Here is a 15025-nt window from a genome sequence, read left to right on the forward strand (position 1 = left end):
ATATTCGAAAGAAACACAGCCATGCCCGACCAGCCCGGCATGAAACGTCGGGCTAGCCGCCGAAGAGCTTCTTGCGTTGCGCGGTCCGCTCCCGGCGTAGATTCTCGTAGGCAGTTCGGCGTTTAGTCGCGTTTTTGATTAATTCCAGGACCTGGGCGATATCGCCGAGCAACTCCTCACGCGCGGGAAGCGGTAGTTGGCGCTCGCCTGGGGTGTCGTGGGCCTCGGTAGCTTCGCAGGCCCGCGCATACACTGCCAGCAACTGCTCCCACTCCTCTGCGGGGTGGCCAATGACAGCACCAAATGCTTCTACGCTCACCACATCGCTGAACGGCTGGACGGTATTGTTCAAAAAAACCTCGCGTATGGCGCGCTCGACAGTGCCTCGGAGGCTTGAGTATCCCGATGCGATTTGCCGCTCAAGCTCATCATCCGGGTCGCTGCCGACCGGAACGTTCAGTGCTTTCGCACGACTTTCGAGATCGGCCAGGCGGGCCTTGGTGTCCATCGTCGTCCACGTCAGCCCCTCGCTCACTAGTCCCGGCGACTCGTCCCAACCGATGGTCTTGTAGCTGGCCGAGCGATCAGCGCGCTGAAGCGCCATCGCGAGCTCGGTCAGGAACACCGCATCATGGGTGAACACCAGCACTTGGCGGGTCTCAGCCAGCGCTACCAAACGCCGAGCTATGGCCCGACGATATACGTGATCCAGCGACGTAGACGGATCGTCGAAAATAACGGTCGAAGTATGTGGCAGGGATTCGAGCTCGGCGAGGAACATAGCCATCCCCAACGCGCGCTGCTCGCCCTCTGACAGCACCTTGGAGGCTTTCGCCGTGATTTCCTGCAGGCGCAGCGTGACCTTGGTCACCCCCAGCTCTGTGCGCCCGCTCAGGTCGGGTTGCACCCGTCGCTTATAGCCCAGGGCTTTCAACTCAGCATTCATAGAAGCGGCCAGAGCCTCGGTCACATGCGTCGCCGCCAGGGACGTCAGTTTGCGTGACACTGCCGCTGGGTTGAGGGCGGCATGGCAGCGGCTCAATGTGGCATGGACCTGACTGTCCTGAACAAAGCGCTCCACCGCGCCAAGCTGGTTGGCGAGGCGTTGTCGGGCTTCTAGCTCTGCCAGTTCTTGGGTCAGCGCCAAGCGTAGAGCGGGATCGGCAGAGGTCCGCAGGGTATTGGCGTCGACTCGGAGCGAAGCAGCTTTGGCGGCGAAGAGACTATCGAGGTTTGCTTCGATAGGAAGCGGTTCTGACTCGGGGGACCAGTTTCCAGTTTGCAGGGCTTGGCTAACCCAAGTATGCCGGGCGGTCCAGACCGATGCCGCTGCGGTGATGGCAGCGTGTAGGTCGGGCAGTCGCTCCTCCACGTCAGCCCGTGTTGGCACATCCAGAACGTTTAGATCGACAGCCTGCACCTTCCCTAGAGCGTTCATGCGCGCAAGCGTGGCGGCTTGCGCATCCGCCGTGGCGCTGTCGGCGACAAATGCCGCGAAACGCCGCATGCGCTCCGAGGCATCCGTTGAATAAGGTTGCTGGCAGAGTACGCAGTAAGCGTCCGGTTCCAGGTGCGGGAAGGGATGTTCAGGGTATGCCGTCTGCTGAGAGAAAGCCTCAGCGGCTCGGTACATCGTTTGCCAGAGTTCAGCTCCTGTGCCTTCCAGCAGCGTGGCGGTGGGTGAGGACGTTACCGGCAACTCCATGGCGTTCAGTGTGTCTCGATCCTGAAGACGCGCTTGCGCCAGTTGCATGGCGAGATGCGCGGTTTTTTCCGTTGTAATCAGTTCCTTTGCCCGTGCTATGGCACGATCATTCACCCAGCGCTGGACTTCCTCGGCTCGACGCTGCGCCTGGTCCAAGCGTGTCGCCAAACGTTCCAAGGCCAGCGCCTGCGGCACAGGATCGCTTTCCAGTAATGTCCGCTTCAGAAACTCCAGTCGCCGGAGTTCATCGTCACCGACCGTCCCTAATCGAGCAAGCACGGCGCGGTCCGAGTCCCCACCTAATTTGGCGATGTAGCGGCCGACTTCGGTGTCACCCTTCAGCGGTTCGAATTGCCGGGTATCCAGAGCCAAGGCATTGCGTTCGGTCCCAATCCGTGCCTGTAAATCACGCTGAAGTAGGACCAGGCGCGTCAGATGAGTGAGTCCGTAGGGCTGAAATGCAGGGGTCCCTTCCGCGTCGATGTAGTCATTGGCACAGGCCGCGTCGTAGACCGAGACCGAACTCAAATGCAAATGGGCCGGCCCGTTCTGGACCCAACGTGCGGTTTCCGGAGTGCCATCCACCAAAATGGCGAAATCTGCTGATGGCAGTCTAGCTGGGGTTGCCGCCCCAAAAGCGTCGGGCAGGACCTCCACCCGATGCCGAGCGTTGCAGGCATTCTTGAAGACGCGGGCGTAGCCGGATTTGCCGGCGCCGTTATGACCAAAGAAAATGGTCATGCCCTCCGGTGCGAGGTCAAAGGCACGACCGGACGGGAAGCCGTTTACCTGGTCTAGCCCCGAGACACCCACCAACCGCACGGTTGCGCCACTTCCGGCGCCTGGTACGTCGTCCAGCGTGAATGGCCGTGCTCCCCCCGTGGTTGCGTCTTCCCGTTCTTGCTCGCGAACCATTCGCAGAATGGTCTCGATGTCATCTTGGGTTAGTTCGGCCCGGGCAAATATCCGGCGCAGTGCTTCCTGCTGCCAGGGTCTGAGTCCGCCGGCCCACCCAATAATCTCGTCCAACAATGGCATATCCGTCTCCTTTCCAGATCCGCCGATTAAAGGCCGCGCCCAGTTGGATGGCAAGTGGCCAGCGCCTTCGAGGTGCTTCGCCGTGTTCCGTTTGCCTGCCTTCCTGACCGCCACCCTAGTGGCTTGTCCGGTCGTGACGCTACACGGGCAGAATTTCTGCATGCTGGCCAGTATCAAGCCGCTCTAAAGTCCGCTACCGGAAAGCGCTGTTTAGCGGTGAGAGACGGGGAAAGTGCGGAAGCTACTACCGACGCAAGCGATGTGGTGAGCAGTCCTCAGGTATGTGCGAAATTGCACTCCTCTTGACCACCAATTTGGGTTGGCGTTGACCACGGATTGCGTTCAACTTGACCAGGGCGTGTCACTGTCACGACCGTCAGAGAACGGCCAAAAACGGACACCGCCAACCCGTTGGAAAAAAAACTGAGCGTTGCTTTCCGTTAAGTTTGGTAGTTGCAAGCCCCGTTCAGGAAGAATTGCTCGATCAACGCCGCCATACCTGCGCGTGCGATACGGCCGCGGCGCTCGGCGTCTACCAGGCCGAAGATCAAGGAGGAGAAGATTTCGGTAAGCGCCGGGGCACCGATATCGATACGGAATACGCCCAGTTTTTGCCCGCGGAGAAAGAACTCGTCCAGCGTTTCCGAGTAAGGCAGCCATCGGCAGCCGCCTGCATCTAAATCAAACGTGTCCGGGCGCCACTGGAATGAGAGGAATACCAACAACTCCCTGTGAATCAAATGGCCTTCGATCAGACGATGCAATGCGTCCAAGGGCGCCGCCTCAAGATCGGCATCGGCAATGACCCTATAAATAACCACCGAACCATGATTCAGAAGCATCTCGATCAGGTTGTCGCGGGTGCCGCAAAACCTGTTGAGCGTCGCCTTGCTGACCCCCGCTGCCTGGGCTATTTCTTTGAACGTGGCTCGCGGGTGGTCAACGATGGCGATCGCCAGGGCCTTCAGCAATTTCTCATCGGCAGCAGTTAAGGCAATGCTGATCAAGGTCCACCGTTGTCGCTTCTCAAACGTTATCCGCAGATGAAGCAGCAGACCCTGGCAATGGCCGCAGATCAAAACAACGGATTCGAGCAGTCGCGCAAGCCCACCCGACGTGAAGAGTTCTTGCGGACCATGGAGACAATAGTGCCTTGGGCCGCCCTGTGCCAGGTGATAGAGCCGCACTACCCCAAGGCCGGCAACGGCCGCCCGCCCATTGGCCTAGAGCGCATGCTGCGCATCCATTTCCTGCAGCACTGGTTCAACCTGGCCGATCTGGCGTGCGAGGAGGCTCTGTATGACAGTGCCAGTCTGCGCCGCTTTGCGGGCATTGACCTGGGTCGTGAACGGGTGCCCGATGCCACCACGCTGCTGAAGTTTCGCAAACTGCTCCATGAGCACAAACTGGGCGAAGCCCTGTTTGCCAAGGTAGGCCAGCAATTGCAGGAGCGCGGCTTGAAGGTCAATACCGGCACCATCGTGGATGCCACCATCATCGCCGCGCCCAGTTCTACCAAGAACGCCGACAAGGCGCGCGACCCCGACATGCACCAGACCCGCAAAGGCCAGCAATGGTATTTCGGCATGAAGCTGCACATTGGGGTGGACAGCCAAAGCGGGCTGGCGCACAGCGCCGTGGTGACGGCGGCCAACGTGCACGACAAACACCCACTGCCCGATCTGCTGCATGGCAATGAGCGACGCGTGTACGGCGACTCGGCCTATGCCAGCCAGAAAACACTGATAGCGAGCAAAGCCCCCAGGGCCAAGGACTTCACCAACCAGCGCACCCGCCGTGCGGGCGAGGTGGACGAAGTTCAGCGGGCCAAGAACCGCAACAAGTCACGGGTGCGCGCTCGGGTCGAGCATGTCTTTGCGGTGGTAAAGCGCCTGTGGGGATTCACCAAGGTGCGCTATCGCGGGCTGCAAAAGAACGCCACGCGTGCGTTCACGGCCTTGGCGCTGGCCAACATCTACCTTGCCCGAGGGCGCCTGCAGGGACAGGTGCGCCCGTAAGGGTCCGAAAGGGGCTCAAAGGCTCCCGAAACAGGCCCTGTGGGGCAAAGCACAGTATCTTTGCGGGCCATTTGGCATTCAAATGGCTGTGCGATGGATATGACGTTACTTGTTCAGCATTGCCTTAAATCCATCGGTCACTCTTTATCTATCGCGGGCAGATGCGGGTATTTTGCCTAGAACACTCATTTTTCTCAAAGAGGATACTAGCTTTGTTCACACCAAAATCAAATGAGTCAATATTGACTTATTTGATTTTTGCGTGGATCATGCGCGGCTTCGACTACGTACTGGCTTCGCGCTTGGGTGAGATATGAACAAATTCCGCGAATGGATCACTTTTTCCGTGATCTCCTATTTGATCGCCGTGACCCTGGTTGGCTGCGACAAGCCCGAAGAGCAACGGGAAGAGGCGCCAGCGCGTGAAGTCGATGTGCTCAGCGTGAAGACCGAGCCCTTCACAGTGTTCGCCGAGCTACCAGGGCGCATCGAGCCGGTGCGTGTCGCCGAGGTGCGCGCGCGGGTGGCGGGGATCGTGCTCAAGCGCACCTTCGAGGAAGGGGCCGACGTGAAGGCCGGTGACGTGCTGTTCCAGATCGACCCTGCGCCGTTCAAGGCGGCCCTGTCGCGGGCGGAAGGTGAACTGGCTCGCGCCGAGGCGCAGCTGTTCCAGGCTCAGGCGATGGTTCGCCGTTACGAACCACTGGTGAAGATCGACGCCGTCAGCCAGCAGGATTTCGACAACGCCATGGCCGCTCTGCAGAGCGCCCAGGCCGACAAGCGCTCGGCCCAGGCCAATGTCGAAACTGCCCGCCTGGACCTGGGTTATGCCGAGGTTCGCGCCCCCATCGCCGGGCGTATCGGTCGCGCCCAGGTCACCGAAGGGGCTCTGGTAGGCCAGGGCGAAGCCACGCTGCTGGCACGTATCCAGCAACTCGATCCGGTGTACGCCGACTTCACCCAGCCTGCTGCCGATGCCCTGCGCCTGCGCGCGGCAATCGCCGAGGGCAAGGTTGCCGGTGCGAGCGACCAGCCGCTGTCGCTGCGTGTCGACGGTACCGATATCGAGCGCAAGGGCACGCTGCTGTTCACCGATATCTCGGTGGATCGCAGCACCGGGCAGATCGCCCTGCGAGGCCAGTTCGACAACCCCGAGGGCGTGCTGCTGCCGGGTATGTACGTGCGTGTGCGCACACCGCAAGGGCTCGACCAGAACGCCATCCTGGTGCCGCAACGTGCCGTGCAGCGTTCGGCTGACGGCCAGGCCAGCGTGATGCTGCTGGGGGAGGGCGATACCGTCGAGGCGCGCCAGGTCACCACCGGTGCCATGCAGGGCTCGCGCTGGCAAATCAGCGAGGGCCTGCAGGTCGGCGACAAGGTGATCACCAGCTCGCTGGCGGCTATCCGTCCGGGCGCCAAGGTCATCCCCCGCGAGCAAGATGCCGCCGAAGCCGCTCCACAGTCCCAGGTGCAGTAAGCCGGAGAACCTCTCATGTCCCTGTTTTTCATCCGGCGCCCCAATTTCGCCTGGGTAGTCGCCCTGTTCATCTCGCTGGGTGGCCTGCTGGCCATCCCGTTCCTGCCGGTGGCGCAGTACCCCAACGTGGCGCCGCCGCAGATCACCGTGACCGCCACCTATCCCGGCGCTTCGGCGCAGGAGCTCACCGACTCGGTGACCAGCGTCATCGAGGAAGAACTCAACGGCGCCAAGAACCTGCTGTACTTCGAGTCCACCAGCAACGCCAACGGCATCGCCGAGATCACCGTCACCTTCCAGCCAGGGACCGACCCCGAACTGGCCCAGGTTGACGTGCAGAACCGTCTGAAGAAGGCCGAGGCACGCATGCCGCAGGCCGTGCTGACGCTCGGCATCCAGACCGAGCAGGCCACCGCCGGCTTCCTGCTGATCTATGCGCTGAGCTACACCGATGGCGACAAGGACGCCAACGTCACGGCGCTGGCCGATTACGCCGCGCGCAACATCAACAACGAAATCCGTCGCGTGAACGGCGTCGGCAAGCTGCAGTTCTTCGCCTCCGAGGCGGCCATGCGCGTGTGGATCGATCCGCAGAAGCTGGTCGGCTACGGCCTATCCATCGATGACGTGAACAACGCCATCCGCGCGCAGAACGTGCAGGTGCCGGCCGGTGCCTTCGGCAGCACGCCGGGTTCCAGCGAGCAGGAGCTGACGGCGACCCTGGCGGTCAAGGGTACCCTGGACAACCCGCAGGAATTCGCCGCCATCGTGCTGCGTGCCAACCAGGACGGCTCGCGCCTGACCCTGGGCGACGTGGCGCGCATCGAGGTCGGCAGCCAGGACTACAACTTCGGCTCGCGCCAGGACGGCAAGCCCGCCGTTGCCGCCGCCGTGCAGCTGTCGCCCGGTGCCAACGCGATCCAGACCGCCGAGGCGGTCAAGCAGCGTCTGACCGAGCTGTCGGCCAACTTCCCGGACAACGTCGAGTTCTCCGTGCCGTACGACACCTCGCGCTTCGTCGACGTGGCGATCGACAAGGTCATCATGACCCTCATCGAGGCCATGGTGCTGGTGTTCCTGGTGATGTTCCTGTTCCTGCAGAACGTGCGCTACACCCTGATCCCGTCCATCGTCGTGCCGGTGTGTCTGCTCGGTACGCTGACCTTCATGTACCTGCTTGGCTTCTCGGTGAACATGATGACCATGTTCGGCATGGTGCTGGCCATCGGCATCCTGGTGGACGACGCCATCGTGGTGGTGGAGAACGTCGAGCGGATCATGGCCGAGGAAGGCCTGGCGCCGGTGCCGGCGACCATCAAGGCGATGGGGCAGGTGTCCGGGGCGATCATCGGTATCACCCTGGTGCTGTCGGCGGTGTTCCTGCCGCTGGCCTTCATGGCCGGCTCGGTGGGGGTGATCTACCAGCAGTTCTCGCTGTCGCTGGCGGTGTCGATCCTGTTCTCGGGCTTCCTCGCGCTGACCTTCACCCCGGCGCTGTGCGCCACGCTGCTCAAACCGATCCCCGAAGGCCATCACGAGAAGACCGGTTTCTTCGGCTGGTTCAACCGCAAGTTCACCGCCCTGACCGGCCGCTACACCAAACTCAACGGCAAGCTGGTGCCGCGCGCCGGGCGGGTGATGTTCATCTACCTGGGCGTGGTGGTGCTGATGGGTTTCTTCTACCTGCGCCTGCCGGAATCCTTCGTGCCGGTGGAAGACCAGGGCTACATGATCGTCGACATCCAGTTGCCGCCAGGCGCCACCCGTGAGCGCACCTCGGCCACGGGTGAGGAGCTGGAAGAGTTTCTGATGGCCCGCGAGGCCGTGCAGACGTCCTTCCTGGTCCTCGGCTTCAGCTTCTCCGGCATGGGTGAGAACGCGGCCATTGCCTTCCCGCTGCTCAAGGACTGGTCCGAGCGAGATTCTTCGCAGTCGCCGGAAGCCGAGTCGGCTGCGGTCAACCAGCACTTCGCCAACCTCGATGACGGCGCGATCATGGCGGTGCCGCCACCGCCGGTCGAAGGCCTGGGCAACTCGGGTGGTTTCGCCCTGCGCCTGCAGGACCGCGCCGGCCTTGGCCGCGATGCCCTGTTGGCAGCGCGCGATGAAGTGCTGGGCAAGGTCAACGGCAATCCGAAGTTCCTCTACGCCATGATGGAAGGTCTGGCCGAGGCGCCGCAGCTGCGCCTGGTGATCGACCGTGAGCAGGCGCGCACGCTGGGAGTCAGCTTCGAAGCGATCAGCAGCGCGCTGTCCACTGCGTTCGGCTCGTCGGTGATCAACGACTTCGCCAACGCCGGCCGCCAGCAGCGCGTGGTGGTACAGGCCGAACAGGCCGAGCGCATGACACCGGAAAGCGTCCTGCGCCTGCATGTGCCCAACGACAGCGGCAGCCTGGTACCGCTGAGTGCTTTCGTCACCACGAGCTGGGAAGAAGGCCCGGTGCAGGTCGCGCGTTACAACGGTTACCCGTCGATCCGCATTGCCGGTGACGCCGCGCCCGGCGTGAGCACTGGCGAGGCGATGCTCGAACTGGAGCGCATCGCTGCCGAGCTGCCCGAAGGTATCGGTTACGAGTGGACCGGGCTGTCGTATCAGGAGCGGGTCGCCAGCGGGCAGGCGACGATGCTGTTCGCCCTGGCCATCACCGTGGTGTTCCTGCTGCTGGTGGCGCTCTACGAGAGCTGGGCGATCCCGCTGACGGTGATGCTGATCGTGCCGGTCGGCGCACTCGGCGCGGTACTGGCGGTGACTGCTATCGGCCTGCCCAACGACGTGTACTTCAAGGTCGGCCTGATCACCGTGATCGGCCTGGCGGCGAAGAACGCCATTCTCATCGTCGAGTTCGCCAAGGACCTGTGGGAAGACGGCTACTCGCTGCGCGATGCTGCTGTCGAAGCCGCGCGCCTGCGTTTCCGCCCGATCATCATGACCTCCATGGCGTTCATGCTCGGCGTGGTGCCGCTGGCCATCGCCACTGGCGCCGGCGCTGCGAGCCAGCGCGCACTGGGCACCGGGGTGCTGGGCGGGATGCTCAGCGCGACCATGCTCGGGGTGATCTTCGTGCCGATCTTCTTCGTCTGGGTGCTGTCGCTGCTGCGCACCAAACCTCAGCAAACCGACAACCATCCCCTGCATAAAGCGGAGTAATGCGATGACCTCTCACTTCATGCTCCGTCGCGCTCTGCTGCCCCTGGCCATCGCCGCCCTGGCGGGTTGTTCGCTGGCCCCGACCTACGAGCGCCCGCAGGCACCGGTCGCGTCGCACTGGCAAGCCGCCGACGCGGAGGGCACCCGTGCCCAGGCGCTGGACTGGCAGACCTTCATCGTCGATGCCGACTTGCGCCGCGCGGTGGATACGGCGCTGAGCAACAACCGCAGCCTGCGCCAGGCGCTGCTGGATATCGAAGCTGCGCGTGCCCAGTACCGCATCCAGCGTGCTGATCGCCTGCCTTCGATCAACGCCAATGCCAGCGGCAACCGCCAGCGCCTGCCTGCCGATCTGTCGCAGACCGGGCGCTCGGAAGTGACCAGCAACTATCAGGTCGGCCTCGGCCTCGCGGAGTACGAAGTCGACCTGTTCGGCCGCGTGCGCAACCTCTCCGAGGCCGCGCTGGAGACCTACCTGGCGACCGAGGAGGCGACCCGTGCCACGCAGATCAGCCTGGTTGCCGAGGTCATCCAGGCCTACCTGACCCGCGATGGTGCGCTACGCCGCATGGCCCTGGTCGAACAAACCCTGGACAGCCGCATGGCCTCGCTGGAGCTGGTCAGCCAGCGCCGTGCAGCGGGGGCCGCCACCGCCCTGGATTACCAGGAAGCGGTCGGCCTTGCCGAACAGGCTAGGGCCGAGCGCGAGAGCACCGAACGCCAGTTACGCCAGGCGGACAACGCCCTGGTCCTGTTGCTCGGCACGCCAGATGCCGCTCGCCTGCTGCCCGCGACGCCCCGCGACGACCTGATGGTGCTGCAGGACATCGCCCCCGGCACCAGCTCGGAACTGATCGAACGGCGCCCGGACATTCTCGCCAGCGAGCACCGCCTCAAGGCGCGCAATGCCGATATCGGTGCAGCTCGCGCCGCGTTCTTTCCCCGGATCAGCCTGACCGGTTCGGTGGGCAGCTCCAGTGCCGAGTTGTCCGGATTGTTCGATGGCGGCTCGCGGGCCTGGAGCTTTGCCCCGACGCTGTCGCTGCCGATCTTCGCCGGTGGCCGCAACCGCGCCAACCTGGACCTCGCCGAAGTGCGCCAGGACGCGGCGGTGGCCGACTACGAAGGCACCATCCAGACCGCCTTCCGCGAAGTGGCCGATGCCCTGGCCGCCACCGACACCCTGCGCCGCGAGGAGGCTGCCCGCCAGGCTCTGGCCGGTTCCAGCGAGGCTGCGATGGCCCTGGCTAAGGCGCGTTACGAGGGCGGCGTGGACGACTACCTGCGTTATCTTGACGCCCAGCGCAGCACCTTTAGCAACCAGACCACACTAATTCAAATCAGCACGGAACGGCAGATTGCGCTGGTTGACCTGTTCAGGTCTCTGGGCGGTGGCTGGGGCCAAACTGAACCGATGGCCGGGATCGGCGCTGAGTGAGCAAAGCCAGGAGTCCTGCATCCGAAGACCGGACTCTGGCTCCATCACCGGTGAGCTACTGGTCATCGACGGGGCAATCGTCTGATCGAGAATAAGACTGTCTGACGACTGGCAGGCCTATGGATTATTGGTGGCAGCAGCTAACGGCTCTATAAAGAGCTGCAAAAAATCACTGTAACGCATGATTGACTGACTGCTTCTGGCCGGTTTCTGCCTGTTGCGTCTCTGCTGCCCACTGGCCAAGTCGGATGCACGCGGTGGTCAGTACCAATGCAATTGACTGGTCAAATGGGTGCAATTGCGCAGGTATGGACTTCAAGCCCCAATTTCCTGGAAAAGAGGTTCTTTCTATGGACATCCGACATCAGAGATTGAGTAGCGGAATGTCTGAGCTGAAGTCATGTCCATGGCTGTTCTTCTTTCCTTTATATCGATGAGGCGTTTATTGAGCTCGGCTCGTTATGGGCCGGTAACTTTGTTGATTTTGGGCACCAGATCCGGGCCAGCATCCAGCGGTACACGGGTCTTACCGTCGGCGTGGGCATTGGCCCAACCAAGACCCTGGCCAAACTGGCGAACTACGCTGCGTATTCTGGTGAAGTTGAACAGTGATTCCGGAATCTGTGAACACCATTTCCGGAAAGTATGCTGACAGGGATTCTTCGAGCAGAAGCTGAGCTTTGAGGGGAGGCATCTTTTCGACTCACCGAACAAGCCAGCAGCCAAGCGCAGCGCGGCAGTTGTGGATCCAGGACGTTGGAACAGGACGGTTCATCTGACATCAGAGTACGTGCTCTGAGGTGTCCGGAATCGGTGTACACGCAAGCCGGAATCAGCGTTCATTTTAAACCGGAATAGGTGTTCATTTTCGACCGGAATATGCAACTACGCCGCCAAAAAGTGGCCGGCCACAGGAGGTGTTGTCGATATTCGCGATGAGGGACGCCGAGCTCGGCTGATGGCCATCACCCCAATCGATGAAGTGTGGGGTATTGGACGCGCCCTGAATAAACGGCTGCAGGCCGAAGGCGTGGCAACCGTGGCAGATCTGATGGCTGTGCCTCCCAAACAGATCCGCCAGCGTTATGGTGTGGTAGTGGAGCGCGTGGTCCAGGAACTGCGCGGCATTCCCTGCTCTGAACTGACAATAGACACCCCGGCCAAGCAGCAAATCGTCAGCAGTCGCTCGTTCGGCGAACGGATCATGGAGCAAGCCAGCATGCATCAAGCGTTGTCGGCCTTTATGGAGCGAGCCGCCGAGAAGCTACGCCACGAGAAGATGCGCTGCCAGCATGTGAGCATCTTCTTTCGCACCAGCCCCTTTAGCGAAGGCGAGCCCTACTATGGCAATCAGCTTTCGGCCAAGCTGCCGCGACCAACCGACGATACTCGCGAACTTCTGCATCATGTAACCCAACTGCTGCCCCATATCTGGCGCGACGGATTCCGCTATCAAAAAGGCGGCGTCATTCTCGGTTCGTTCACGCCGCGGGACCACTACCAGGCAGATCTGTTCGACAATCCTGGCTCACCCGACCGCCGGCTAATGGCGGTGATCGATGCCATCAACCATAGTGGCCTGGGCCATATAGGATTTGCCTCGAAAGGTGTAGACGCCTCTGAGTGGATGATGAAACGCGAACACTTGGGCCCACGCTACACCACCTCGTGGGACGATCTACCGGTCGCTAGGTAGTTTAAGAGTTTTCCTGAGAGGAAGGTGTTTCCACTACTGATCTATCCTGCCCACCGGCCTCTGTTTCCAGTGACTTACTGATGGCCAATTTCCCAGATATGACTTTTGGGCCCAATTGTTTGGCCACTAGCAAAACTCATAACCAGAAGTAAATCGATGGTTAGGGCAATAACTCACGAATGTCGCAATTGAGAACCTCCGCAAGCTGATACGCCTTCTCCAGGGTGACGTTGACCTCACCCCGCTCAATCCTACCGACATAGCTTCTGTCAATCTCTGACAGCAGAGCCAGCTTATCTTGCGAAATCCCGATTTGTATTCTTTTCTGGCGAATGCGTTCACCGAATTTGATCGCTAAGTCTTTCATTTCTCGTCTCTCATAAAGACGAGAACTATCCAGAGTTGTCGCGAACATAACCACGGATTATAATCCGCAACCGTTAAAGCCTATGATGTTCTTTCACCCCGACAACGAGACTATACGATGCCCCCAAAGAAAAAGACTCTTTCGCCTCCGTTCTATCAAATTCTCGTAGTGCAGAGTCTTGATCACTTCACAGTCAAAGTGCTTAGGGATTCCTATATCAAATTTATGGGTGTTCCCGAGGGAGACGCGGAAAGAAGGGATGCATACCGGAAGGTCTACCGACAAGTAGTGCGACTGCAACGCAATGATCTTGTTGAGAAAGTGCCAAATACTGGTGGCGCGGTGAAGTACAGAAAAACGCCGAAGTTTCATGAAACACTGTTCGTCGAAAACCGGCAAGAAGAGCCATGTGACGAAAAGCCAATGGATGGTGTGTTGTCCCCTAATGCCATGACTAACAGCCATGTCTTATCGGAACTGCAACTCAAAGCCCATAATTACCAAGTTGATTTATTAACCGCTATCGGAGAGACCGAAGAATATCAACGGCTTGCTAAGGAGTTTCCTTCCATTCAGTCCTTGTTTGATGCGGACTACCGAGAGGCTAGAGAGAAGAGCTCCAAACTATTAGGGCAACTAAAGGCGATCCAAACCGTCATAATGCAGCATTCGCAAAGGGCCTGATGATGCATTTACGCAAATGGCAGGCAACTTGCGTTGAGCAAGCCCTCATACACTATGAGAACTATCGCCATTTTCTGTGCTTAGCCACGCCAGGTGCGGGAAAAACCACAATGGCTGCGGAACTAAGCCGTCGTTTGCTCGTGGATGACAAGATCGACTTCATTCTTTGTTTCTCTCCTTCCGTAGCAGTGGCTGAGGGGATGCGCTTATCCATGAGTAGGGTGCTGGAGCGACGCTTTGATGGGATTATTGGTGCTGCCGGCTGTAGCTACACCTACCAAAACTTGTTGTTCTTCAAAGAGGATTTCTGGCAGCTGTTTGCATCTCACAACGTGATGGTCATCTTTGATGAGATCCATCACTGTTCGGGCACTGAACCCGATAATGCAAACGCCTGGGGAGAGGAAATCCTACTCAATATTCAGGATCAAGCGACTTATACGTTGGCCTTAACAGGAACGCCATGGCGTTCAGACCAAGCCCCGATTGTACTGGCCCGTTATGCGGATCCAGACAACCGAATTCAATGCGACTATCGGTATGGCCTCAGAGAGGCAATCGAGGATAGGGTCTGCCGACGACCTAAAATCGTCCTGATTGATAACGATCTGATCTCTGTTTACTTCTCCTCAGAGACAAAATCCTACTCATCCCTTGCAGAGCTATTTAACCAACAAGATATCCGCTACGGGGAGTTAATTTCGCATCCTGTCGCGATTCGCCACATGCTGAGTACTGCCAATCAACGACTCAGGAAAATGCGAGAAGAGGTACCCAATGCAGCAGGCCTGGTGGTCGCAGCGTCGGTTGAACATGCTGCGTTGATCACCCAGATATTGGCAACAGAGATGAACCAGCAAGCGGTTCTAGTGACCTATAAAACACCGGATGCGGCTGCACAGATCGAAAAGTTCCGTTCAAGCGATGCGGCCTGGATTATTAGCGTCGGGATGATAAGTGAAGGCACAGATATTCCACGTCTTCAGATCTGCTGTCATCTTTCGCTGATTCGAACTGAACTGCACTATCGGCAGGTTCTCGGACGAGTGCTACGAATGACGAATACTGGCCCCCAGGAAGGATGGCTATATACATTTGCAGTGCCTGAATTGATCGCGTTCGCAGAGCGGATTTCTGAAGAGATACCAGAGCAGCAAGTCGTCATACAGGAATATCACAACATAGGTATTGGTTCATCAGACCGAACATGGCCCAGCCATGCCACAAACACGCCTAGCGACATTCCTCGGCTGGTCTGGGACCCGCTTACTCATAAACAAATTACATTGCACAAAACTCACGATAATACGGCTACCATCGAATCGCCGTTTATCCAGCTTTTCGGCAAGTTCCGCGAGCAGATCCTTGCGACTTACTAAATAACTGATCCCAATAGTGCTACACCTTCGCTGTGCCATAGCCATTCCCCGGGAAAGGAGACACGGTATCCAT

General features: G+C 59.8%; 11 protein-coding genes. 8 read left to right on the top strand and 3 right to left on the bottom strand.

Annotated features, from left to right (window positions below):
* Positions 1-52: 52 nt before the first annotated feature.
* Both OKC44_RS21810 and OKC44_RS21815 read right to left on the bottom strand, forming a co-directional pair.
* Complete coding sequence (locus OKC44_RS21810; RefSeq protein ID WP_058131653.1) at positions 53-2743, bottom strand: AAA family ATPase; 2691 nt, start codon at positions 2741-2743, stop codon at positions 53-55.
* A gap of 440 nt (positions 2744-3183) precedes the next feature.
* On the bottom strand, positions 3184-3750 hold the full coding sequence (locus OKC44_RS21815; protein WP_228741387.1) for a TetR/AcrR family transcriptional regulator: 567 nt from the start codon (positions 3748-3750) through the stop codon (positions 3184-3186).
* Positions 3751-3786: 36 nt separating this feature from the next.
* On the opposite strand from OKC44_RS21815, the gene OKC44_RS21820 reads away from it, so the two are divergent.
* From OKC44_RS21820 to OKC44_RS21845, 6 genes are all read left to right on the top strand, one after another.
* Positions 3787-4761, top strand: coding sequence for an IS5 family transposase (locus OKC44_RS21820; RefSeq protein WP_088903445.1), 975 nt, complete (start codon positions 3787-3789; stop codon positions 4759-4761).
* A 313-nt stretch (positions 4762-5074) separates the two neighbouring features.
* Positions 5075-6238 carry a multidrug efflux RND transporter periplasmic adaptor subunit TMexC2 gene (locus tag OKC44_RS21825; RefSeq protein WP_088903431.1) on the top strand — a complete coding sequence of 388 codons (1164 nt, stop codon included), beginning with the start codon at positions 5075-5077 and terminating at the stop codon, positions 6236-6238.
* A gap of 15 nt (positions 6239-6253) precedes the next feature.
* Positions 6254-9388, top strand: a complete 3135-nt coding sequence (gene tmexD / locus OKC44_RS21830) for a multidrug efflux RND transporter permease subunit TMexD (protein ID WP_225159535.1) — start codon at positions 6254-6256, stop codon at positions 9386-9388.
* A 4-nt stretch (positions 9389-9392) separates the two neighbouring features.
* A complete protein-coding gene (locus tag OKC44_RS21835) occupies positions 9393-10826 on the top strand; it encodes a multidrug efflux transporter outer membrane subunit TOprJ2 (RefSeq protein ID WP_088903432.1) in 1434 nt (477 codons plus the stop codon).
* Positions 10827-11255: 429 nt separating this feature from the next.
* A complete protein-coding gene (locus OKC44_RS21840) occupies positions 11256-11438 on the top strand; it encodes a Y-family DNA polymerase (RefSeq protein ID WP_442865726.1) in 183 nt (60 codons plus the stop codon).
* A gap of 346 nt (positions 11439-11784) precedes the next feature.
* On the top strand, positions 11785-12522 hold the full coding sequence (locus OKC44_RS21845) for a DinB/UmuC family translesion DNA polymerase (protein WP_010635902.1): 738 nt from the start codon (positions 11785-11787) through the stop codon (positions 12520-12522).
* A gap of 160 nt (positions 12523-12682) precedes the next feature.
* On the opposite strand, the gene OKC44_RS21850 is transcribed toward OKC44_RS21845, so the two are convergent.
* A complete protein-coding gene (locus OKC44_RS21850) occupies positions 12683-12889 on the bottom strand; it encodes a helix-turn-helix domain-containing protein (RefSeq protein WP_010635903.1) in 207 nt (68 codons plus the stop codon).
* Positions 12890-13006: 117 nt separating this feature from the next.
* Between OKC44_RS21850 and OKC44_RS21855 the strand changes: the two genes are divergently transcribed.
* Both OKC44_RS21855 and OKC44_RS21860 read left to right on the top strand, forming a co-directional pair.
* Positions 13007-13573: a hypothetical protein gene (locus tag OKC44_RS21855; protein WP_010635904.1), complete on the top strand. Its 567-nt coding sequence runs from the start codon at positions 13007-13009 to the stop codon at positions 13571-13573.
* Between the two features lie 2 nt (positions 13574-13575).
* A complete protein-coding gene (locus tag OKC44_RS21860) occupies positions 13576-14952 on the top strand; it encodes a DEAD/DEAH box helicase (protein WP_042889247.1) in 1377 nt (458 codons plus the stop codon).
* The last annotated feature ends 73 nt before the right edge of the window (positions 14953-15025 follow it).

The organism is Aeromonas sp. S41-2 (genome assembly GCF_027705845.1).
GTDB lineage: Bacteria > Pseudomonadota > Gammaproteobacteria > Enterobacterales > Aeromonadaceae > Aeromonas > Aeromonas hydrophila.

Bases quoted from the DNA above. Each gene is read 5' to 3' on its own strand.
- OKC44_RS21810 (WP_058131653.1), bottom strand. From the start codon at position 2,743: ATGCCATTGTTGGACGAGATTATTGGGTGGGCCGGCGGACTCAGACCC.
- OKC44_RS21820 (WP_088903445.1), top strand. From the start codon at position 3,787: ATGAAGCAGCAGACCCTGGCAATGGCCGCAGATCAAAACAACGGATTC.
- OKC44_RS21825 (WP_088903431.1), top strand. From the start codon at position 5,075: ATGAACAAATTCCGCGAATGGATCACTTTTTCCGTGATCTCCTATTTG.
- tmexD (WP_225159535.1), top strand. From the start codon at position 6,254: ATGTCCCTGTTTTTCATCCGGCGCCCCAATTTCGCCTGGGTAGTCGCC.
- OKC44_RS21835 (WP_088903432.1), top strand. From the start codon at position 9,393: ATGACCTCTCACTTCATGCTCCGTCGCGCTCTGCTGCCCCTGGCCATC.
- OKC44_RS21845 (WP_010635902.1), top strand. From the start codon at position 11,785: ATGGCCATCACCCCAATCGATGAAGTGTGGGGTATTGGACGCGCCCTG.
- OKC44_RS21850 (WP_010635903.1), bottom strand. From the start codon at position 12,889: ATGAAAGACTTAGCGATCAAATTCGGTGAACGCATTCGCCAGAAAAGA.
- OKC44_RS21855 (WP_010635904.1), top strand. From the start codon at position 13,007: ATGCCCCCAAAGAAAAAGACTCTTTCGCCTCCGTTCTATCAAATTCTC.
- OKC44_RS21860 (WP_042889247.1), top strand. From the start codon at position 13,576: ATGCATTTACGCAAATGGCAGGCAACTTGCGTTGAGCAAGCCCTCATA.